Annotated in this window: 17 protein-coding genes and 1 pseudogene; 3 read left to right on the forward strand and 15 right to left on the reverse strand. The window is 59.4% G+C overall.

What is annotated here, in order from left to right; translation table 11 throughout:
- Positions 1 to 49: 49 nt before the first annotated feature.
- The 4 genes from DWU99_RS07170 to DWU99_RS07185 form a co-directional block, all read right to left on the reverse strand.
- Positions 50 to 2,116 (reverse strand): tetratricopeptide repeat protein, encoded by a 2,067-nt coding sequence (locus DWU99_RS07170; RefSeq protein WP_147292897.1) that lies wholly within the window; start codon positions 2,114 to 2,116, stop codon positions 50 to 52.
- 156 nt (positions 2,117 to 2,272) lie between these two features.
- Positions 2,273 to 2,710, reverse strand: a complete 438-nt coding sequence (locus DWU99_RS07175) for a pilin (protein ID WP_115477346.1) — start codon at positions 2,708 to 2,710, stop codon at positions 2,273 to 2,275.
- A gap of 332 nt (positions 2,711 to 3,042) precedes the next feature.
- Positions 3,043 to 3,483 carry a pilin gene (locus DWU99_RS07180; protein WP_115477347.1) on the reverse strand — a complete coding sequence of 147 codons (441 nt, stop codon included), beginning with the start codon at positions 3,481 to 3,483 and terminating at the stop codon, positions 3,043 to 3,045.
- 178 nt (positions 3,484 to 3,661) lie between these two features.
- Positions 3,662 to 5,458, reverse strand: coding sequence for a tetratricopeptide repeat protein (locus tag DWU99_RS07185; protein ID WP_115477348.1), 1,797 nt, complete (start codon positions 5,456 to 5,458; stop codon positions 3,662 to 3,664).
- A gap of 191 nt (positions 5,459 to 5,649) precedes the next feature.
- Between DWU99_RS07185 and DWU99_RS07190 the strand changes: the two are divergent.
- Positions 5,650 to 5,927 (forward strand): annotated as a pseudogene (locus tag DWU99_RS07190) (transposase); the annotation flags it as partial.
- Positions 5,928 to 6,163: 236 nt separating this feature from the next.
- On the opposite strand, the gene DWU99_RS07195 reads toward DWU99_RS07190, so the two are convergent.
- Positions 6,164 to 6,346 carry a hypothetical protein gene (locus DWU99_RS07195; protein ID WP_115477349.1) on the reverse strand — a complete coding sequence of 61 codons (183 nt, stop codon included), beginning with the start codon at positions 6,344 to 6,346 and terminating at the stop codon, positions 6,164 to 6,166.
- 148 nt (positions 6,347 to 6,494) lie between these two features.
- Here DWU99_RS07195 and DWU99_RS07200 point away from each other — a divergent pair, with 148 nt between their 5' ends.
- A complete protein-coding gene (locus DWU99_RS07200; protein WP_115477350.1) occupies positions 6,495 to 8,624 on the forward strand; it encodes a S9 family peptidase in 2,130 nt (709 codons plus the stop codon).
- Positions 8,625 to 8,740: 116 nt separating this feature from the next.
- Here DWU99_RS07200 and DWU99_RS07205 read toward each other — a convergent pair whose 3' ends face one another.
- Positions 8,741 to 9,604, reverse strand: a complete 864-nt coding sequence (locus tag DWU99_RS07205) for a magnesium and cobalt transport protein CorA (protein ID WP_233510949.1) — start codon at positions 9,602 to 9,604, stop codon at positions 8,741 to 8,743.
- Here DWU99_RS07205 and DWU99_RS21175 point away from each other — a divergent pair.
- Positions 9,593 to 9,826, forward strand: a complete 234-nt coding sequence (locus tag DWU99_RS21175) for a hypothetical protein (protein ID WP_233510951.1) — start codon at positions 9,593 to 9,595, stop codon at positions 9,824 to 9,826. The genes DWU99_RS07205 and DWU99_RS21175 overlap by 12 nt on opposite strands.
- A 5-nt stretch (positions 9,827 to 9,831) precedes the next feature.
- On the opposite strand, the gene DWU99_RS07210 is transcribed toward DWU99_RS21175, so the two are convergent.
- The 9 genes from DWU99_RS07210 to DWU99_RS07250 all read right to left on the reverse strand — a co-directional run bounded on the left by DWU99_RS07210 (position 9,832) and on the right by DWU99_RS07250 (position 20,806).
- The gene (locus tag DWU99_RS07210) at positions 9,832 to 11,049 is read right to left on the reverse strand and encodes a lipoprotein N-acyltransferase Lnb domain-containing protein (protein ID WP_115477352.1); all 1,218 of its coding nucleotides are present in this window, start codon (positions 11,047 to 11,049) and stop codon (positions 9,832 to 9,834) included.
- Positions 11,050 to 11,185: 136 nt separating this feature from the next.
- On the reverse strand, positions 11,186 to 12,025 hold the full coding sequence (locus DWU99_RS07215) for a CorC family transporter (protein ID WP_115477353.1): 840 nt from the start codon (positions 12,023 to 12,025) through the stop codon (positions 11,186 to 11,188).
- Between the two features lie 128 nt (positions 12,026 to 12,153).
- Complete coding sequence (locus DWU99_RS07220; protein WP_158543246.1) at positions 12,154 to 13,668, reverse strand: efflux transporter outer membrane subunit; 1,515 nt, start codon at positions 13,666 to 13,668, stop codon at positions 12,154 to 12,156.
- Positions 13,669 to 13,682: 14 nt separating this feature from the next.
- The gene (locus tag DWU99_RS07225) at positions 13,683 to 15,653 is read right to left on the reverse strand and encodes a glycosyltransferase (protein WP_115477355.1); all 1,971 of its coding nucleotides are present in this window, start codon (positions 15,651 to 15,653) and stop codon (positions 13,683 to 13,685) included.
- A complete protein-coding gene (locus DWU99_RS07230; RefSeq protein ID WP_199535730.1) occupies positions 15,650 to 16,915 on the reverse strand; it encodes a hypothetical protein in 1,266 nt (421 codons plus the stop codon). The genes DWU99_RS07225 and DWU99_RS07230 overlap by 4 nt, the downstream gene beginning before the upstream one ends.
- Before the next feature lie 21 nt (positions 16,916 to 16,936).
- Entirely contained in the window at positions 16,937 to 18,220 is a 1,284-nt protein-coding gene (locus DWU99_RS07235; protein WP_115477356.1) for an HlyD family secretion protein, read from the reverse strand.
- 496 nt (positions 18,221 to 18,716) lie between these two features.
- Positions 18,717 to 19,214, reverse strand: coding sequence for an rRNA maturation RNase YbeY (gene ybeY, locus DWU99_RS07240; RefSeq protein WP_115477357.1), 498 nt, complete (start codon positions 19,212 to 19,214; stop codon positions 18,717 to 18,719).
- The gene (locus tag DWU99_RS07245; RefSeq protein ID WP_115477358.1) at positions 19,201 to 20,214 is read right to left on the reverse strand and encodes a PhoH family protein; all 1,014 of its coding nucleotides are present in this window, start codon (positions 20,212 to 20,214) and stop codon (positions 19,201 to 19,203) included. The genes ybeY and DWU99_RS07245 overlap by 14 nt, the downstream gene beginning before the upstream one ends.
- 67 nt (positions 20,215 to 20,281) lie before the next feature.
- A complete protein-coding gene (locus DWU99_RS07250; RefSeq protein ID WP_199535731.1) occupies positions 20,282 to 20,806 on the reverse strand; it encodes a GNAT family N-acetyltransferase in 525 nt (174 codons plus the stop codon).
- Positions 20,807 to 20,808: the final 2 nt, after the last annotated feature.

The following is a 20,808-nucleotide window of genomic DNA, read 5'->3' on the forward strand; positions in this document are numbered from 1 at the left end:
TAGCCATAGGGAAAGCTTAGGTGAAATGCGACCCGTATACGTACCTCGGCTACTGCGCGGAGCATTGCGATGGTGAGGCAGCGTTGGCGAGTTCTTGCCGAAGATTGGCGATTTCCCGGTCCCAATAGCTTTGCCGCTGCAATACCCATGCATGGATGCGCGACATGCTGAAGCCGGATTCCGGTGGCTTGGGTAAGGCAGCGAAGTGATCGAGTTGGAGCAACCCCAGACATGGGTAATTTGAAGTGCCCAGCGCGGCTGCCTGGCGTAGCGCTATCGCGGGGCCAGGCGCTTGTTCCAGTGCGAGGTCGAAGTCTTGCAGGGCTTGTTGTGGCTGTTGACGGACAAGGTCCAGGCTACCTTGGAGATGATAGAGATCCTGTCGTATACCGGGATAAGGCCGCCAATGTGGATTGCGCCACGCAGCATCCAGCAAGCTCTGGAGATCGTGGTCATCAAACCCCTTGCAAGCATGTTTCGTTAGGAGTGCCAGGGTGTCTCCAAACCAATGAAAAGCTGCGCCGTTGCCCACGCGATCGTTGGATAGCGCCGTGCGCGCCGCTTGAATTGTTGCGGGATTTACCGCGCCCAGTCTGCATTCCGCCGTGATGAGATTGAGGGAAATTTGTACATCGTCGGGGTGTGTCGGCAATGCCGTCTGCAGGCGGGCGGCGGCCAATTCGGGGTGGTTGTTCTGCAAGTCGTAGAGGGCTGCGCTGGTTTGCGCGCGCGCGGAATCGGGATTGATGGCAGCCCACATCCGGGCTTGCTGCACGGCGTTGCCCCACAATGCCGCACGTTGCGTGCTCAACATCCCCATGAGCGCAAGCACCACAAAGGCTGTCAGCGTCCGCATGAGGCGCAGAGGCCCCTGCTGTCCCAGTGCCAGGCCGATCGGCCAGAACAGCAACATGGCGGGCAGGTAGTTGCGGTGCTCGAAGTAGAGTTCCAGGGGAACCCAGCCTGACTCCATCAGTTGCCCCGCGAAGTAGAATAGCAATGCGAGCGCAATGGCCGGGTGGCGTTTGCGCAGCGCAAAGCCCGCTCCGATCAGAGCGAGGATAAACAGGGCGCATGGAAGTGTGGACATCGGATCCAGCCAGCCGTTGGAAACCGGGAAGGCATCGTTGAACAATCCACTTGAATAAGCGTGCGGCACGAATAGCAGGCGCAGGTAATCGGTCAACACGCGCGGTTCCGTCAACAGGCGCTGTCCAACCGTCCATCCACGAGTATTTGGCGTATCGCGTATCGCGCCAGGCAACATCTGGATGAGATAGCCAACCAATATAATGGTGGGTAAGATCAGAAAGATCGTAACCGCAAGATTCATCAGCTTCTTGCTGTCCGGTGAACGCATAGGATGGCGTGGTGTCAGCACGATCCATTCGATCAGCAACAGCATCAGCGGCAGCAGAGCACCATTGGCCTTGCACAGCACGGCTAGCAGCGTGCATAACCATGCCGATGCGGCCATGCCTCCCAGTGCTAACGCGGAATAGCCATGTATCAGCTTGGTGCGTGAAGCCATCCAGCCAAGAATGGCGATTAGTATGAAAGTCGCCGAGAGCATGGCCGCCCGCTGCACTACATAGAGCGTGGTTGAGACCAGCAGCGGATGCACCAGCCAGCATCCGGCCCCGAATAATGCGGCAATCGCGACGCGGCGAGTATCCGGGGCGCTTTGCCCACCATCCGGAACATGTAATGCCTGCACGTCCTCGTTGGCTTTCGGATATGCCAACGTACGCCCTAGTTTCCATAGCACGACAGCCAGCAGCGCGCCGTTGAAGAGGTGCAAGATGACGTTGGTCACCTTGAACGGATAGGGGGCCGCAGGCCAATTGCGCGCATTGAGCAGGAAGCTCAACATCGCTAGCGGCCGTCCCGTGGGGTCAGCCGTTTCAGAGGTGATGTAACGCCAGAACGTGTCCCAGTGGTCCACGGGGCCGGTGGCGCCAAGCTTGGGCAGGCTACCTAAGTCATCGAAGAGAAAGGCGCCGGATAGACCGGGCCGATAGACAAACCACGCGGATGTGAGCAATGCGGCTAAAGCCAGAAGGTGCAGCGCGACCGTGAGGCGGGGAACTCGTTGCGGCGAGGGTTTGAAGGGCATCAGGTCACTGGGCCGGTCTTAAAACACATGGGTCGCAAGCGTGAGCTTGCATGGCATTGCTTTGAGAATGGAGCGTAATCGCAGCGCGAGGTCCTGCATGAAAAGAAGGGCCGCACGGGGCGGCCCTTCTTACACATTCTCGAGGTGCTCGTTAACTTAGCGGCACGACGACGGCAGATACTTGGTAGGAACGGTCGCGGACGCACTGCTGCAGGTCCAGGAAATGGAACCGCCATTGTTGGTGGGCGACAGAATGAACGTGTCACCACTGATTGCCGAGTTCACCTGCGTTCCGCCGAACGTCGCAGTGATGACGCCGGTCGCAACCGCAACCTGGGAGACGTACTTGCCAGAGATGGAGTTGGCGTTCGCCGGCAAACCAGCGGCATTATTGTCCGTCGGCCAATTGCCGTGGTTCGAGTAGTACTCAGCAACGGCAGTCTTAACGCCGTCTGTCAGCACAGTACCTTCCGATACCTGAGCGCGGATCAGATAGTTCTGGTAGGCCGGGATAGCAATGGCCGCCAGGATGGCGATGATCGCCACGACGATCATCAGCTCGATCAGGGTGAAGCCTTTCTGCATGTTCTTCATGGTAGTTCCTCTGTTGGCTAGCTAACGTGTTGCCCCCTGGGTTCCGGCCCCGATACCCCCTAGGCGGGCTCGAACCCCAAAACGTCATGGTCAGGAACGACCAGGAAGCTGACAGTTCGAAGCATCTTATATGCCACGACTTCGCTCTGTCCCGGTCATTTTGCCGGCGGTGGCAGGCATTGTGCAAACGATCACAACCGGTTGGTTACGGCGTCAACGTTTGCTTGGGCCAGGGCGGATCAGCTTCGTGGTCGTGGCCTGGGGCTAGCTCTGGTGCGGTGGCGCGGGGTGACAAATTTTGTCCATTCGCGCCCAACTTTCGTCGTATCCGATCATTTGCGGCAAATCGATGGCAGGTACTTGCCGGGGATGGAGCTGTGGTTGGCGCAGTCCCAATTGATGCTACCGGTTCCCAAGGTAGGTGAGAGCACAAGAGTCTGCTGTTGGATTGCCAGATTGGTCGCTGAGTTAGCAAATGCGACCGTGATTTGGCCGCCACTGACATTGACTCCGGAAACATAGGTGCCGGTGATCGACGCCGCCGGGGGCAAGCCCGCCGACTGATTGGAGGTCGGGAATTGCCCAGTATTTGCGGCATAGTCCCATACGGCCGCTTTGGCGCCGTCAGCCAGGCTCACGCCTTCCGAGACCTGAGCCCGGATTAGGTAGTCCTGGTAGGCCGGGATGGCAATGGCCGCGAGAATGGCAATGATCGCCACGACAATCATTAGCTCGATCAGCGTAAAGCCTCGACTTTGATTGTTTCGGTACATGTGTGTGTCCCCTGGTGTACAGCCGAAGCTAGATGCAGGCTTCGTACCAAGGCTTTTATGTTTGCGGCCAAAGTTGTCTTGCGCTTGTCTTCGAGCGAGTGGGGGGCTTGGAAGTGTGATTCACGTCACCATTGGTCTGCCATGGGGCGCTCCAAAAAGGAAAGGTTGCCCCTTGGCGTCATGGGTTCTTTGTGGCATCGGCCTGCCAGGACTTCACAAGCTGATCAAATACTCTGCGCTGCTTAGCCTGATCTTCCGGGCCCAGAAGGGTAATAGCTGTGGCCTCTACCTGCTGGGCTTCCGCAATCTTTCCCTGCTGGACTAATGCGACAGCAAGGAAGATTTGAGGTTCGGCATTAAGACTGTCCAGAGCGATGGCGGCTCGTTCCGCACCTTCTGCATCGCTCGGGTGCCTTTCCAGGAGCTCTATCTGACCGACAGTGGTGAGGTAGGTCTGATGGGACTCTACGTTTAGATAGAGTTCTGGCATGTCCTTTATTTTTTGTAGGAAGAACGAGGCGCGCTCCGGTTTGTTTTCGCGTACGGACAAAATGGCGGCGTTGAGCATGCAGCTCATGCACCGCTCTTTACTGTTGACAACCTCAGCGATGAGCTTCCATGCCGAAGCATCATCTCCTTCATTGAGGTACGTCTCGATCAGTTGATTCTTGGCAATAACGAAGTCGGGGCTCGTCTCTACGGCCCATTGCCACAGTTTCAACTGGGTGGACCACAGTGGCACGGTTACGCGAATGGTGGCTATCGATATAACCGACCAAACCGCTACTACCAACATGCCGGTCAAAGCCAAGATGCGGTGCGAGCGGGAAGGAATTTGAAGAAGTGCTGCCGGCAACCAGGCACACGCCACCGCCAGCCCCGTCATGGCGTAGCGTTCATGGTAGAAGCTCGTGTCAAAATTGATGCTGATGATGTGTAAAACCGGCAGCAGCGCAAAGGTGGTACACAGCACCAAGCCGGCGATATACAACCGACGCAGGGCAAAAAGGGTTGCAGCCAGCAGAATGGAGGCTGCACCAATATCCCGTAGGACAGTGGCTGCCCCGAAGCCCAGAAAGGGTTGCATGGGAACGGGATGCATCGGGCCCATTCCTACGGTCGGCCAGAAAAACATCTGCCAATAGCGCAGATAGAGAAAACTCGCTCCTTGCAAACGTGCCCAGATCGGCAACGGATGCGCGTTGCCAGTGGGGATGAGCGCACCAAGCGCCCAATGGCGCAAAGCCAGATATGCACCGCCCGCCAATAGGATGGCTAGGTAAGTTGGCCAGTTACGGACAAGTAGCGTGCGCAGCTGGGTCAGCTTGCTGGCATGTGGCTCGGGCTGGATAAACCAATCGAATATGGCGATGATGAAAGGGAATGCCAGCGCCGATTCCTTCGAGCAGGCAGCCAAAAAAAAGCAGATAGCAATGCTGACAGCCCTAGGTGTCGCATTTGCGATGCCAAGGTTGGCTACCCATCCCAACAGCATGAAGAGTGTAGCGGTAAGTTCAAACTGGCAGCCGATCCAGACAACGGGTTCGACGAGGAGCGGATGCAGCCCGTAGAGCAGCATCGGGACGACAATCATCCAGGGGTGCCTGTTGGAAGGAAAGACCCTGTCGCAAGTCAGCTTGGCCAGCATCCCCACCAGAAGCGTGTTGAACAGATGGATAAGTAGGGACACCAGATGCATCGGCTCTGGTTGCGCGTTGAACAGGCGCACCTCCAGGGTGAACAAGGCAACGCCAAGCGGGCGGAAGTAGTTGAACCAACCGTTGAATCCGCGGAACAAATATTGATGCCAGTCGCTGCCGTGGCGCAGCCAGGCCATTTTTTGGAAGTCGAGGATATCGTCGTAGACGAATTGCGCATGCGCCACCGGCCAATAGCTGATGGCAACAATCAGGGTTATCGTAATTGCGCAGAGAATGAAGGCCCACTTGCTGCGAAAAGCCGCGTTGAAAAACATTGGATGCCCGCCCTGGATTATCCGGCAAAGCTATCGCACATGGTCGTTGTCCACAATGGCCGACTTTGGCTTTGTCGGTCGTGTTCGCATTACAGATGATCCATCGTTGCTTTCAGATAAGAGACATTGCTAAGGAAGCTTTGATTTTGCCTTGTGGTCGAAGCGAAGCCCTCATCGGTAGAGTGTGGAAGATGCCCGAGCCGTTGACCTTGGCCACACAAGCCGAGAGTGGATTTGAGGTACATCACAAGCCCACGCGGCGGGACGTTTTTCTGGCCGAGATAGACAAGGTGGTGCTGTGGTCCGAGTTGTGCGCGGCGATCGAACCGTTCTATCCCAAGTTCGTGCCGAAGGAGGTCGTCGCCCTGTGGGCCTGGAACGCATGTTGCGCATTCACTTTCTTAAGCCGTGGCATGCGTTGAGCGATCCGGTGGTGGAGGAGGCGCTTTACGACTCGGCGTCGATGCGCCCGTGCAGAGCAAAAAACCAAGCATGATTTTCGCTCCGCGATACGGAATGAAGTAGCGCGGCTCAGCTGCCCGGAGCCTGGGACATGAGAAGAGGGTTGCATGCACGGCAGAATGCGGCCAACGCCATCCGCGCTGGACTGACGTCGAAGGGGAAGTGATATGTCGCGTACACGTAGATATCGCCATTGTCTGCGCGAATGGCCTAGTCCCAAAGCAGTATGGGCTTGTGTAAATGTCAGAGTATGTAACAGTTGGCTTGTTGGGCCATGCGATGCCACTTCATCGACACGCCCGCCACACGATCGGCCTTGATGACATCAATTTCATGATGAATTTGCGTGATCGCCGAGGCTGCGCGACGGTCCTTGAAAGTTGTACATGCCATCGGGATCGTGGCTGCTGTCACAGTATCATTCATAGACGAACCAGGGATTCCTGTAAGCGTTTTCGCGTCGGGTAATTTACAAGGCCGTACGAAGCGTGCGTAGAGTGGCTTCATTCAAATGGTCGAAAATCGGGCGCCGTTCCGATCTTTGTCACTGTAGCTCTTAATTCGAGGAGATGGCATGAAACTCATGTTTGCATCATTGCTGCTTGCAACGGCTGGTATTGCCACGGCGGCGAGTGCTTCCGGCGGTACGTTGATGCAGAGCAGCTCGCCTCATCCATTCGATGTCAGCGATCTGGTGATGCTGGAACGCGTGAGCGACCCGCAACTGTCGGCGGATGGGCATTACGCGGTTTTCAGCGTTCGCAGCACCGACTACGCTGCAAACAAGGGTGTAAACTCGCTCTATGTACAGGATCTTGGCTCTTCGGGCAGCCAGCCAGTCCGACTGAGCGTCACGGGAGCATCCTCGCCTCGCTGGTCGTCCGATGGACGCAGCCTTTATTACTTGGCGCCGTCCAATGGTGTCGGTCAATTGTGGCGATTGGATTTTTCCGCCGGCAAACATGGCCTTGATTTGACCGCTGGCGCTGCATCGGTCCAGGTCAGCCACGGATCACTGGATATCGACAGCTACAAGCTGTCGCCCGATGGTAAGAGCGTCTTGCTGTCGTACGCGGTCTTTACCGATTGCAACGACCTTGCCTGCACCAAGGAGCGCCTCGATGGTCGTGCCAAGGACAAATCCTCGGGAACGGTTTATCAGAAATTGTTCGTGCGGCATTGGGACACCTGGTCGGACGGTCGTCGCAGCCAGATCTACATCGCCCATTTCAATGCCGACGGCACCTTGCCGATCGAGCCGACATTGTTGATCCGCGGCATCGATGGCGATGTTCCCAGCAAGCCATTCGGCGACGAAAGCGAGTTCGCGTTCTCGCCGGACGGCAGCACGGTTTATTTCGACGTGCGTATCGCCGGCAACAGCGAACCCTGGTCCACGAATTTCGATATCTACAAAGTACCGGTCGACGGTTCCTCGGCTCCGCAGAACCTCACGGCCGACAACCACGCCTGGGACGCCTATCCCGTGCCTTCGCCGGATGGCAAGACGCTTTATTACCTGGCCATGAAAACGCCGGGCTTCGAAGCCGATCGCTTCGGCATCATGGCGCTGGACCTTGCCACCGGTGCCAAGCATGAAGTGGATCCCTCCTGGGATCGCTCTGCCGGCAGCATGCAAATCAGCGCTGACGGCAAGACCTTGTACGTCACGGCCGATGATGAAGGGCAGCATCCCCTGTTTGCCGTGGATGTGGCCAGCGGCAAGGTCGACAAGCTGGTGGGTGACGGTTCGGTGGCCGCCTATTCAATGGCTGGGAAACGGATACTGCTTGCGCGCGACGATCTCAAGCGGCCGTCCGACCTTTATACAGTGTCTGACAACGGTCACGATCTGAAGCAGGTGACGCACTTCAACGCCGAGCGCCTCAAGAATGCGCGGATGGGCGATGTCCAGTTCTTCACCTTCAAGGGCTGGAACAGCGAAACCGTGCAGGGCTACGTGGTCAAGCCGGTGGGTTACAAGTCCGGTCAAAAGTATCCGGTGGCTTTCATCATCCATGGCGGTCCGCAGGGTGCGATGAACAACGATTGGAGTTATCGCTGGAATCCACAGACGTACGCGGGGCAGGGTTTTGCGGTCGTTACCATCAACTTTCACGGCTCCACCGGTTATGGGCAGGCCTTTACCGATTCCATCTCGGGTGATTGGGGCGGCAAGCCCCTGGAAGACCTGAAGCTTGGTTGGCAGGCGGCGCTCGACAAGTATCATTTCCTCGACGGCGATCGCGCTTGCGCACTAGGCGCCAGCTACGGCGGTTACATGACGTACTGGATCGCCGGCGCGTGGAACAAGCCGTGGAAGTGCCTGGTCGACCACGACGGTGTTTTCGATGCGCGCATGATGTACTACGCCACGGATGAACTCTGGTTCGAAGAGCGCGAGAACGGCGGCCCGCAGTTCGATGCGCCGGAGAACTACGAGAAGTTCAATCCCATCAATCATGTCAAGGATTGGCGCGTGCCGATGCTGGTGGTGCATTCGGGCGATGACTTCCGAATTCCGATCACGCAGGGTCTGGGTGCGTTCACGGCGCTACAGCGTCAGGGTATTCCCAGCGAGTTCCTGACCTTCCCGGATGAAAATCACTGGGTGCTCAAGCCGCAGAACAGCGTGCTTTGGCACGAAACGGTGAATGCGTGGTTGAAGAAGTGGACGGCCAAGGGCGCATCGTCGAGCCAGTAAGGCTTTGAGTATCGTTGCCATGGCCGGCGCGACGGAAACGCCGGTCGCGCAATAAACGAAAGAGGCGATGCTCGCAATGACCGGGCATCGCCTCTTTGCTTTTTAGTGGTGAGCGGCTAAAACCATTTGGCTCGTTTGAGTGCCAGATAAATGGCGCTTACAAGACAGGCGACGACGCCGATGATGGTGGGATACGCCCAGGGTTTCGCAAGCTCCGGCATATGCGTGAAATTCATGCCGTACCAGCTGGTGATCAGTGTCGGCGCTGCCAGCATGGCGGCCCAGCCGGCGAGCTTTTTCATCACTTCGTTCTGCCCGAACGTTACAAGCGAAAGATTGACATTGATTGCTGCCGTGAGCATCTCGCGCATGGCGCCGATGGATTCGTTGACACGAAATACGTGGTCGTAGACATCGCGGAAGTAAGCGCGAAGTTCCTTGGGTACAAATTCCGGATGCAGGCGCGCGAGTTGGTTGATGACATCCTGCATCGGCGCCACGGCGAGGCGGAGTGTCATCAGGTCGCGCTGCATGTCGTACAGACGGCGCACCGTGTCGCGGTTGAACGTATCGGAGAAAATGTCCTGCTCGAGTTCCTGTAGCTCCTGGCGGAAGTCCCGCACGATGGGCATGAGGTTGCCGACGATAAAGTCGAGTACTCCGTACAGCGCATAGGCTGGGCCGTGGGCCAGGAGTTCCGGAGACATTTCGCAGGCGCGCCGTGCTGGCGTGTAAGACAAAGACGCGCCGTGGCGTACCGTGATCAGATAGCGCTTACCCAGGAAGATGTGCGTTTCGCCGAACGCGATGTGGCCACTTACAAGTTGTGCGGTTTGCACCACAATGAAAAGCGAGTCGCCGTAAGTCTCCACCTTGGTGCGCTGATGAGCATGCTGGGCATCTTCCACGGCCAAATCATGCAGACAAAACTCTTCCTGGAGTTTCGCGAGAAGCGGCTCGTCGGGCTCATGCAGGCCCACCCATACGAACGTATCGGGTTTTTCGAGCACGTCGCTGATTTGATCTATGTTGATATCTCTCAGCCGCGTGCCATCGTTTCGATAGGCTACGCAATTGACGACCATCGGGCCTTCGATCGTCTGATCGCCGAGAGGCGGGCGGTCGGTCGTATGCATGTGCATGCAGTGATGATGCTCCGCGTTGGCGGTGGAGGCAATCTTGCGCTGGCCAATTCACCGTAATGAGATCACTGGATCTGCTTGTGTTGTCGAAATGTCCACGCCAGGGCCAGCCAGCATGGCAGTGCAAACAAAACCCAGGGTTGGTTCTGTTGAACTACGCCAGGCAATAGGTGAAATAACAGGGCAACCAACAACGCGATAAGTTGCAGCATCACCGTTGCGTTCGCGAGGCGCGACGCAGCGAGATTCCGTCGCGATCGCCACAACGCGCGTATCAGCACGAAAGCCAACGGATTGAAGAGCAACAAATTGGCGTTTGCCCACGCGGAGTGATGCTCGGTCAAGGTCCAGAGGGTCAGCATCAGCAAACCTGCAACACCGGCAAACACCAGGAAAACGCTGCCGAGCGTGGCATAGGCGAAGCGCGCACGACGCCAGGTAAGCACCAGAGCGACGGCGACTAGAAGTCCTGCAATGCCAAGTGGGACGCGCAAATCAGGTGGTGCTGCAGGCGGTACATCCAGGCGATTGGGCGAAAGCAGGTCTTCGCTTTGCACCAACGGCATGGTGCCGCCGTGGCCATTGGATACCGTAGCGGCGCGGATGTTTTTCTGCAGTTCTTCCGGCAGAAAACTTTCCTGCCAGGCGTTGAGCGGATGATCGGCGTAGGGGCCGAGGCCGAGGTCGAGGATGAGCATCAGCCATGGCTGTGCGCTCATCAGGCGAATCGTCTGCTGGCGGTAGGTCATGCCACCTGGCATGGTGGTGAGGCGGGCCTTGATGACGCCGCCCAGTGCACGGTCCAGCGCGTCGCGCACGCGAGTGGTGCAGTTGTCGATGTAGTAGTCGTAGTTGTAGCCGACGTTTTCGGGACGCAGGTTCCAGAACAGAAAGTCGCGCAGGGCGGCGGCTTGTTGCGGCGTGAGTGCCAGGCGTTGGCGTGTCACCGAGCGGCCGACTTGTACGTAGTAACTCTCTTCGTCGGTGGTCGGTTCCGCGTCCATCAGGTAGTGCATGCGGCCGCGTGCAAAATTGAGGAAGAAGTTCTTCTCGTCGAAGTTGAACATCCCGTAGTTGAAGTCCACTTCTTCGCCGCTGACGGTGTCGCGCAGTTCGATCGCGTCGTGGCCGAAGCGCTCCCAGTAGATGTCGCCGGGGCCGTAGGTGATCAGCGAGACTTCCAGGTTCTGGCCTTGAGCATCTGCGACATCGGCGCGGGCCGGGGATAGTGCGCAGCTCAGGAACAACAGGGCGATGAGGGCGATGCGGCCGGCCAGGGTCATGGGATGAGCGGTTTGGGAGGACGCGTTAGGGTAGCCGATGTGTGTTGCGGCGATGGCGAGCCTCAGGCGACCTGTCTTAATCGCTGGGGCTTTTGGCGAGCCCCGGCCCTCCCCCGAAGGGGAGAGGAGGCAATGCTTAGCGGCGTACCACGCGGAACTGCAGCACGCGACGGTCGTCGGCTTGCGTGACGTGGAATTTGAAATCGCCGATGTCGATCTCTTCGCCCACTTCCGGCAGATGTCCGAATTCGGAAGTGGCCATGCCGCCGATGGTGTCGAACTCTTCGTCGGAGAAGGCGGCACCGATTTCCTCGTTGAAGTCGGCGATCGGGGTGAGCGCGTCCACGATCCATTCGCCCTCGGCCTGGGCGTGCATCAGATCGGGTTCTTCCTCGTCGTCGTGCTCGTCGTCGATCTCGCCGACGATTTCTTCCAGTACGTCCTCGATGGTGATGAGGCCGGCGACGCCGCCGTATTCGTCCACCACCAGCGCCATGTGGTTGCGGCTGCGGCGAAACTCCGCCAACAGCACGTTCAGGCGCATCGATTCGGGAATCAGTACCGCCGGGCGCAGCATCGAGCGGATGTCGAAATCCGCGCCATTGCCGAAGTACTTGAGCAGATCCTTCGCCAGCAGGACGCCAAGGATCTCGTCCTTGTCTTCGCCATGCACGGGGAAGCGGGAATGCCCGGATTCGACGACCTGGGCAAGGATGTCGCTGAGCGGTGCGTCGACGTCGATCATCACGATCTGGACGCGCGGCACCATCACGTCGTCGACATTCAGTTCGGTAACTCGCAGCGCGCCTTCCAGCATGGGAAGGGTATCGGCGCTGAGCAGGCCATTGGCCTGGGCGGTGCGCAACTCGTCGATCAGTTCTTCGCGGTTGCGGGGTTCGCCGGAAAACAGATGGCCCAGTCGATCCCACCATTTTCGGTGGACCGGGCCGCTGGTACTGCCAGGGTCCTCGTTCATTACTCTTGTAAGTTCTGCCCGGAGAGGGCGGAACAAACAGTCTAGCGGAAAAACTATGACGATTCAGAACAAGGCCTTGCCGAGGGACGGGAGCCCCTCACCGGGCTCCGGGCCGACAGCCTCTCGCCTTAGCGGGAGGTCGCCGCCAGCGGCCGAGGCGAGGATGCCTTGGCAAGGCCCGCCGTGTTGGCCGCGGGGGCCTGGCGCCAGCCGCCGCCCAGAGCCTTGTAAAGGTTGACCTGGTTGACCGCCTGCGCCAGCTCCAGGCTGACCAGCTGCTGCTGGGCGCCATAGAGCGACCGCTGGGCGTCCTCGGTCGAGATGTAGTTATCCAGGCCTTCCTTGAAGCGCTCCTGCGAAATCGCATAAACGTGTTGCGATTGATCCACGAGTTCCGCCTGGGATTTCAGGGCGGGCACGATGTGGTCGCGGGTGACCAGCGCGTCAGCCACCTCGCGGAACGCCTCCTGCACGGTGCCTTCGTAGGCGGCAACGGCTCCGGTGTCGCGGGCCTTGCTGGCGGCCAGGTTGTTCCTGTTCTTACCCCAGTCGAACAGCGGCATCGCGCCGGAGGCTCCGACCGTCCACGCCCCCGAGCCGGCCGTGAACAGGTTCGACAGGCCTCCACTCAAGACGCCGAGCACGCCGGTCAACGCAATGCTGGGGAAGAATGCGGCGCGGGCGCGCCCGATGTCGGCATTGGCGGCGCGCAGCCGGTCTTCGGCGGCGATGACGTCGGGGCGGCGATCCAGCAGCGAAGACGGGAGGCCAGCGGGAACATCGACCAGCAGCGGCGCCTGCCAGGGGCGAGGCGAGTCGTAGCCGGCCGGCAGCGGCTGGCCGAGCAATACCGCCATGGCGTTGATGTCCTTAGCGACGCGAATCTCCATGCTCTGCACGTCGACCTGGCCAGAGTCGACCTGGGTCTGGGAACGACGCATGTCGAATTCCGATGCGCCGCCGTCGCGGTAGGCCTTCTGCATCACCTGGGCATGTTGCTCCTGGCCGGTCGTCGTCTGTTCGGCCAGCAGCAGCAAGGTGCGATCCGCCTGGAGCGACAGATAGGCATCGGCCACTTCGCCGATCAGCGCGATGCGCGCTGCTTGATAATCCGCGGCGCTGGCCGCCGCCAGCTTTCCGGACTCGTGCGCAATCGCGCGCTGATGGCCGAAGAAATCCAGCTCATAGCTCGTCATGCCCGCCTGCACCTGATACGTGTTGAACGTGGTGGCCGTGTTGCGATTGTTCTGGATCGGGCCGAGCAGGCCGGCGGCGGGCTGTTGCGACATCGCCGGCAGGCGTTGGCGTCCGGCATAACCCTGCAGGTCAATTTCCGGGAAAAGGTTCACACGCGCCGCGCCGTAGTCCGCACGTGCCGCGGCCATATTGGCGGCGGCCACGCGCAGGTCGCGGTTGTTGTCCAGCGCGATCTGGATCAGCTGCTGCAACACCGGATCCTTGAAGAACACGCGCCAATCCTGATCGACCATGTCGGCCGAGACATCGGGCGCCGTCGGCGTTGTCGCGCTGCTCGACGGATAGTTGTTGGGCACCGGCATCGCGGGCCGCTGGTAAGTCGGTTCCATGGAGCAGCCGGCCAGCAGACAACTGGCGAGTGCGGTGGAAAGGAGCAGGGGCTTCATGGTTATCTCCAAAGTCATCGCGGAGGAAGGGATACGCCGGCCGCGCGCATCAATTGCGCAAAGGCGCGCAGCGGGCGGGCTTTGACGGCGATGTTGTGCGGCGTATGGCAGAAGATCAGCCTGATCAGTCGATGCCGCATGGCTTCGTTCGGCTCGAACTGCACGCACAGTCGATGCTTGCTCAGGCGCGCGACGCGCGCGGGAACCCAGCCCACGTCGGGAACGGAGACTTCGAGCATTTCCCCAGGCACCGGCATCACGGGGCTATGGCGCATGGCCGCGCCGCTCAGCGAAATGTCGATGAACTCGCTGGACTGCACGTGATGGCCTTGCCGCCAGTATGTCGCATGCGAATAGGGGAAACGTTCCTCATGCCGCAGGCGCGGCAGGTCCACGCAGGCGATGATCGCGGCCAGATCCAATACGAGCGCGATCAGCGTCCATGCAAGATTGAAGATGATGCCGCCACTCATCGGCGCGGTCAGGATGGTGTTTGCCGCGCCGGCCTGCAGGAACAACATCAGTGCGATAAAGAAGCCGGCCAGTTTCCAGTGCACCACCACCTTGCTGCGGTCGAGCCCTTTGGCGGTCACCTTGAATGGACGTCCAAACGGACGGAAACATGCCGAGATCATGGTCATGGTCACCGCGTAGGCGGCTACCAGCTGCGTGACTTCCGTGAAGATCGGCAGCGTTTTGCGTTCGGTGATCCATGGGCCGTAGAACCAGAACCCGAGCAGCGCGGGCATGCCGTAGAACATGAACGCTTGCGGCGTGGTGTAGAACGCGGCGATGCCGAAGTACCAGTACAGCACGGGCGCAATCAGCATCAGCAGCAGGAATGGCTTGCCGATCCAGTGCAGCATGCCGTGGACGTAGTGCAGGCGATCGATCAGGTTGTAGCCTTTGCCGCGCAAGGGGCCGTCCTTGAGCATGGCCACCTGCATCGTGCCCAGGCACCAGCGGCCGCGCTGGTTGATGTATTCGATCAATCCTTCGGCCGACAAACCCACGGAAAGGCGTTCGTTGAGCCAGCGCGTGATGTAGCCGTTCCTGCGAAGCACATAGGTGGTGTGGATGTCCTCGCACACGCTGTCGGTGGGGAAGCCACCCGCTTCCGTGATCGCCCTGCGCGACACCACGAACGACGTGCCCACACAGAAAGCGGAATCCCATGCGTCGCGCGACGGCTGGAACACGTCGAAGAACACGCGCTGCTCGTCCACCCAGCTGTCGGTGGCGCCCAGGTTGTGCTGAATCGGATCGGCGTTGTAGTAGAACTGCGGCGTTTGCACCAGCGCGACTTTGCGCTCGTGGAAGAGGCCCATCACGCGGTAGAGGATGTTCTTCTGCGGCGCGAAGTCGGCATCCAGCACCAGGATGTAGGGTGCGTTAGTTTCTTGCGCAGACAGCTTCAAGCCGTTGTTGAGATTGCCGGCCTTGGCGTGGCGGTTGTCGGGGCGACGCAGATAGTGGACGCCCATGCGCGCGCAGTAATCGCGCAGCCAGTCGCGGCGTGTGTCGTCCAGCACCCAGACGTTGACGTGCGGATAGTCGATCGCTTTCGCGGAGACGATGGTTTTTTCCAATATCTGAAGGTCTTCGTTGTAGGTGGCGATGAACACATCGACCGCGGGGACGTCGCGGCCGGCTGCGCGCAAGCGCGCTTCGCCTGCATCGGCGAAGGGGCGCGAGTCGCGCCTGCGCACCATCACGACGATGGTCGCCAGCGTGTAGACCACGGAGACCATCTCGAAGGCGTAGAACACATAGGACCACACGCTCGCGAAACCGTGAGTCGCATCCGGCAAGGTATCGTTGGTGCGCCATATGGCGTAGCGCAACAACAGCACGCCGGAGAACAGGCCGAACACGAGCCGATCAACCGGCCGATGCGGGTTGCCGAAACGCGCCATGCCGACACCGAACAGCAATGTCAGGCCAAGCAGCTGCCATAGCGTGATCTGATCGACCGGAAAGTTCATGGCGTGTTCTCCGCGCTGGCGATCGGTCGCCCTGTGAAGGGATTCCAGCCTTTGGCGGCCAGAGCGGCCCAGGCAGTCGCGCCCAGGTGCGGGTAGTGGTAGTAGAAAAAGTCGGCGTAGGTCGACGTGGGGCCGATGGCGAAATCCGTGCTTATACGCGGCTGCGGCGTGGCGTAGAGCATGCCGTCGTCGCTGCGCTGCGCGGCGAGCAATTGCCAGAGACTGTCGGGCACCTGTTTTCCGCTGGCCTGCATGGCGGCGGCGGCTTGTGCACTGCCTTCGGTCCATATGCCGTCGGGTTGACGCCGATAGCCATAACCTTCGCCGCTGCGATGCTGTGCTTCGACCCATGACCAGACCTGATTCCAGTCGGCGGGATGGGGATGAAAGGCGAGCAGCGGCCAGAGTTGCTCATCGAGGCCGGACTTGTCGCGCGACAAGGTTTTTCCATCATCCAGCGTTCCGACCAGGAAGCGATGTTGTGCGCCATCCCACATCGTGTTGACGAAGTCGCCGGCGATCTTCGCTTGTTGCACAAGCGTCGCGTCGTTGGCGTCGCGGCTCGCCCAGGTGGCCGCGGCATAGACATCGATGTTGTGCTCGGTCGCTTTCCAGTGCTGTGCGCGTTGCGCGTTGTCATAGCCGAACAGGCCGCCTTCATACGCCGCGGGCCCGGTACTCGCGGTGTGGGCCTGGATCCAGTGCAGCTGAGCGACAGCGGCATCCAGATAACGCCGATCGTGCGTGTTGTCGTAGACGGTCAGCATCAGCAAGGCTGCCCACGCCACGTTGCCAGTCGCGGTGCCTACCTGATAAGGATCCTGGCTCCAGTAGTTGCCCTTGCTCTGCCAGTAGCCCGGCAATTCGACTTTGCCGCCCTTGATGGCGCCTGCTCGATAGGCATTGCGCAGACGACCATCTCCAAAGGACGGGTCGTGTGCGGCAGCAAGCAATAATGCGTCTGCGATGCGTTGCGCTTGTTCCGGACTGCCGCAGGCGCTGAGCGCAATGCCGGCCAGTGCGTTGTCGTAGACGAATGCCACGTTCTCCAGTGCGCGTATTGCATCATTGCCTTTTAGGCTCGGATAACTCGCCAGCAACATCGGGCCGTTTCCCGGTGCCGATGTGGCTGCCGAACGCAAGGCGGAGCAACTCGACTCGGCAAGCTGCTGCCGGGTAGCGTCGGTTGCGTGAAGGGTGGCGGAAGCAACCAGTGTGAGAATCAGACCGATGTTTACAACATGACGCCATCGCGAGGACATGCGTACTCCTTCGATAAGGCTTCAGCGCAGGCTCGCTACCACGCTTCGACCAGGTGCGCAGGAAACCGGGCCGGAGTCGTTTGCCGCACTGTTGTCATCCCACTGCGCGAGCGCGTAGACGGAGCCGTCTTCGGCATAGGGGAAAGGTGCGCTGAAGCTGTTTTGCAGCGACTCGGTAACTTTCGGTAGCAGTTGTGTGATGTGTGCATCGCGCGGACGGCTGGATTCGTTTACGCGCACGCGCAACTCGGTGCCTATGTTCAGGCGCGAAGCCATGCGAGAAGGAAAGACCGCAACGACATCGCTTTTGCGGCAATCGGTGGCACGCACCAGGGTTGCGCCAGCAGTTACCTGCGTGCCGACTGGCGCAATGACTTCTTGCGCCGTACCGGGCGCATAGGCTTTGACGTCGTAGTCGGATAGCGCGTGGACGCGATCCTGTTCGTGCCCGATCAGCTGATTGAGATTCGTCAGTTGATTGTTCAGGGCATCGGCCTGCGACTGTTCATCCTTGATGCTGTTCTGCAGGTCGGCACGACGTTGCGTCAGCTGCGGAAGTTGGCCATTGCTGTCCTGACCGGCGGAAACATACACGCCGCGTTTGGCGGCGGCGATGCCCGCACTGATGTTCTGGGCGTTCTGATCCAGTGCATCGGCCTCGCTGCGTGCCGCGTCGGCTTCGCTACGCGCTTCATCGACGACGGCTGCGCTGATGGCGCCGTCGCGCTCCAGTGCCATGGCGCGCGTGTACTTGGTATCGAGTTCCTGCAGCTTCTCCGAGGTCGCGTCTTGCTGGGCCTGAAGGGCTTCGTAGGAATTCTCAAGCTGTGCCACGCTGGCATGCTGGTATTTCTGATATTGCTGCGTGGTGTAGTCGAGCATGCGCTGGTCGGCCTGAAGACGACTGTCGAGATCGTCGAGATGGCTTTGCAATTCCAGACGCTGCGTGAGCATCGTGGTCAATGAGTCGTGCGCAACGGTCGCATTCTTGATGACGGCGACTGTCTCGCCCGGCTTGATCGGTTGTCCGTTCTGCGCGTATTGCGCGCTGACGGTGCCGCTGATCGGCGTGGTGATGAGAATCGCCGGCGCATTGAGAATCGCACGCGTGGCGTCGCCGGAGACCCACGGCTCGAACAACGTGGACAGCAACAACCATCCAATGAACGCCAACAAGGCGTAGCCGGCGAGACGCGGTACGACGGCGAAAGGCGATGGCTTGGCAGGCTTGATCTCACGAATAGGTGGAGGTGTGGCATGTGGCAAGCGTTCGCTGGGTTCTCTGGGAAGCAATTCGGTCTTCAAGATGTTTCGCCTCTGTCAGTTCGCGCCGCGCAGACGCCTACGCCCATGCGCCAAAGCGGGGCGGAGAAAGTGCACATCATCAGAGATGACAGCTGATTGCTTAACGTCCGGCGGGCAGATGGCCTACGTGCCGCGAATCGTCGTTCCGTTGTCGACGGTTCCTGATTGATGCGCTGCGTCAGCACCGAACGGGAACAAGGAATAGTGGTTCGGCCATGAACGTCGCCTGTCTTGCGATGCACAAACGCTCAATTCGAGTTAGATTTCAGTTCAAAAAATGAACATGCTTAACGTTGCATCGACGAGACATAGATCAACATTCGACAGTTGTGCGATGTATTGCTAGCGCTACGCAGCACGATGTGCGGCTAAGCCGTTGATCGTCGTCCATGGATGATGGTGTGCCAGATCCGCCAACGCGCATTGGCGGCGACATTGCGTTGTTTAGTCGCGATTCGATTTGGTGAATGTATCGCGGAGACGCGATATGTGACGCTTAGATGTCACGCTCGATCGCGTAAGGGTCGGCAATGCCAAGTCCAGCAAGCACCCGCTTTTCAAGTGCTTCCATCGCTTCGGCTTCTGCGTCGTCGATGTGATCGTAGCCAAGCAGGTGTAACACGCCGTGCACGGTCATGTGCGCCCAGTGGTCATTGGCGAACTTGCCTTGTTGCTTCGATTCGCGCGCCACCACTGGCGCGCAGATCACCAGGTCGCCGATCAGCGGCAAGGTCAGGCCCGGCGGGAGTTCCGCCGGAAACGACAACACGTTGGTCGCATAGTCTTTGTCGCGGTAGGCATGATTGAGCTTGCGGCCTTCTTTGGCATCAACGATGCGGATGGACAGCTCGGCAGCCTTGCGGCGCCTGGCGCCGCGCAGCGCGGCGTCCACCCATCGTTGAAAGCTGCGTGCAGAAGGCAGCCCGGTACGTGCTACACCGTAGTTGACATGAACGATATGCGAACCTGATGGCTGCGACTTACTTGCCGCCATTGCCTTGCTTCCCCGAACCTTGCTCGCCATTGTTCGATTCCTCGAAGGCTTCGTAAGCACGCACGATCTTGGCCACCAGAGGATGGCGCACGACGTCGCGCGAGGTAAAGAAAGTGAAGCTGATGCCGTCCACGCCGCGCAGTACTTCAACCGCGTGACGCAGGCCCGAGCGCACGTGGCGGGGTAGGTCGATCTGGCTGACGTCGCCGGTGATCACCGCCACGGAGCCGAAACCGATGCGCGTGAGGAACATCTTCATCTGCTCGACGGTGGTGTTCTGCGCTTCGTCGAGAATCACGTACGAGTCGTTGAGGGTGCGTCCGCGCATGTAAGCAAGCGGCGCGATCTCGATCACGTTGCGTTCGATCAGCTTGGCGACTTTTTCGAAGCCGAGCATTTCGTACAGCGCGTCGTAAAGCGGGCGCAGGTACGGGTCCACTTTCTGCGACAAATCACCGGGCAGGAAGCCGAGCTTTTCGCCTGCTTCCACTGCGGGGCGAACGAGCAGCAAGCGTTGCACGCGATTGGCTTCGAGTGCTTCGACCGCACTCGCTACCGCAAGATAGGTTTTGCCTGTGCCGGCCGGTCCAACGCCGAAGTTGATGTCGTGCGTGGTAATTGCATGCAGGTAGCGTGCCTGATTCGAGCCGCGGCCTTTGATGACGCCGCGTTTCACCTTGATGGTGACTTCCTGTGCGCTCTCGGCCGCTTCGTCGGTGATCGCTTCGATGCCCGAATCGGCAAGCTGCAGATTGATCTTCGCGCCCGTCAGCGATTCGTTTTCCGTCGCTGCGTAAAGTGCCTTCAGCACTTTTTCGCCCGCGCGTGCGGCGCCCTCTTCGCCGATCACCTGAAAGAGATTGCCGCGGTGATCGATTTCCACGCCCAAGCGCAATTCCACCTGGCGCAGATGTTCGTCAAACGGGCCGCACAGGTTGGCGAGCCGGGCGTTGTCTTCCGGATCGAGGGCGAAGTCGCGTTGGTTCAAGCCGTTGGTCATGGGGTTATGTCGAAGTGCGTGGGTGGATTTGCCGTCCAGGCTTGCGCTGGAACGACGGTGTGACCCGTTACCTATCGCTTGCTAAATCGAGTCGATAGAAACGTGTGTCGACTGGCATGAACAGGAAACTCGCCGGCAAGCTCGTTTTCTCGATCAGCGAAAAGCCGTGCTTTTCGTAGAAGCGATGCGCGGCGCGGAATTTTTCGGTGGTGCCAAGAAAGATGCTTTGCACGTCGTGATGCCGTGCCCAATGTATCGCGGTATGCAGCAGCTTCTTCGCTACGCCCCACTCGGAACCACGGTACTTTGCTGCCACAAACATCTTGCGCAAGGCGACGTTGTGCTCGCCGATATCCTTCAGCGCGATCGTACCAACCACCGTATCGTCATGCAGCGCCACCCAGAAATTGCCGGCGCCGGACTGATAGAACGCGGGAATGGCCGAAAGATCGGGCTGCCGTGCCAAGTCGATATCGAAACCGAATTCGTCTCGCTGGATGGAAACGATCAAGGCTGTCGCTGCGTCGAAATACTCGGGCTGGCAGGGCATCAACCGGATGTGTGTGTCCGAGCTTGCGGCGTCTGCGCCCATGC

Origin of the sequence: Dyella psychrodurans (genome assembly GCF_003363265.1) — a bacterium.
GTDB lineage: Bacteria > Pseudomonadota > Gammaproteobacteria > Xanthomonadales > Rhodanobacteraceae > Dyella_B > Dyella_B psychrodurans.

What these genes read in the sequence shown, in the direction of transcription:
- DWU99_RS07220 (WP_158543246.1), bottom strand. Translation starts at nt 13,668, where the DNA reads ATGAAGCCCCTGCTCCTTTCCACCGCACTCGCCAGTTGTCTGCTGGCC.
- DWU99_RS07225 (WP_115477355.1), bottom strand. Translation starts at nt 15,653, where the DNA reads ATGAACTTTCCGGTCGATCAGATCACGCTATGGCAGCTGCTTGGCCTG.
- ybeY (WP_115477357.1), bottom strand. Translation starts at nt 19,214, where the DNA reads ATGGCGGCAAGTAAGTCGCAGCCATCAGGTTCGCATATCGTTCATGTC.
- DWU99_RS07185 (WP_115477348.1), bottom strand. Translation starts at nt 5,458, where the DNA reads ATGTTTTTCAACGCGGCTTTTCGCAGCAAGTGGGCCTTCATTCTCTGC.
- DWU99_RS07245 (WP_115477358.1), bottom strand. Translation starts at nt 20,214, where the DNA reads ATGACCAACGGCTTGAACCAACGCGACTTCGCCCTCGATCCGGAAGAC.
- DWU99_RS07210 (WP_115477352.1), bottom strand. Translation starts at nt 11,049, where the DNA reads ATGACCCTGGCCGGCCGCATCGCCCTCATCGCCCTGTTGTTCCTGAGC.
- DWU99_RS21175 (WP_233510951.1), top strand. Translation starts at nt 9,593, where the DNA reads ATGCAGGCCCACCCATACGAACGTATCGGGTTTTTCGAGCACGTCGCT.
- DWU99_RS07230 (WP_199535730.1), bottom strand. Translation starts at nt 16,915, where the DNA reads ATGTCCTCGCGATGGCGTCATGTTGTAAACATCGGTCTGATTCTCACA.
- DWU99_RS07200 (WP_115477350.1), top strand. Translation starts at nt 6,495, where the DNA reads ATGAAACTCATGTTTGCATCATTGCTGCTTGCAACGGCTGGTATTGCC.
- DWU99_RS07170 (WP_147292897.1), bottom strand. Translation starts at nt 2,116, where the DNA reads ATGCCCTTCAAACCCTCGCCGCAACGAGTTCCCCGCCTCACGGTCGCG.
- DWU99_RS07175 (WP_115477346.1), bottom strand. Translation starts at nt 2,710, where the DNA reads ATGAAGAACATGCAGAAAGGCTTCACCCTGATCGAGCTGATGATCGTC.
- DWU99_RS07215 (WP_115477353.1), bottom strand. Translation starts at nt 12,025, where the DNA reads ATGAACGAGGACCCTGGCAGTACCAGCGGCCCGGTCCACCGAAAATGG.
- DWU99_RS07195 (WP_115477349.1), bottom strand. Translation starts at nt 6,346, where the DNA reads ATGAATGATACTGTGACAGCAGCCACGATCCCGATGGCATGTACAACT.
- DWU99_RS07250 (WP_199535731.1), bottom strand. Translation starts at nt 20,806, where the DNA reads ATGGGCGCAGACGCCGCAAGCTCGGACACACACATCCGGTTGATGCCC.
- DWU99_RS07180 (WP_115477347.1), bottom strand. Translation starts at nt 3,483, where the DNA reads ATGTACCGAAACAATCAAAGTCGAGGCTTTACGCTGATCGAGCTAATG.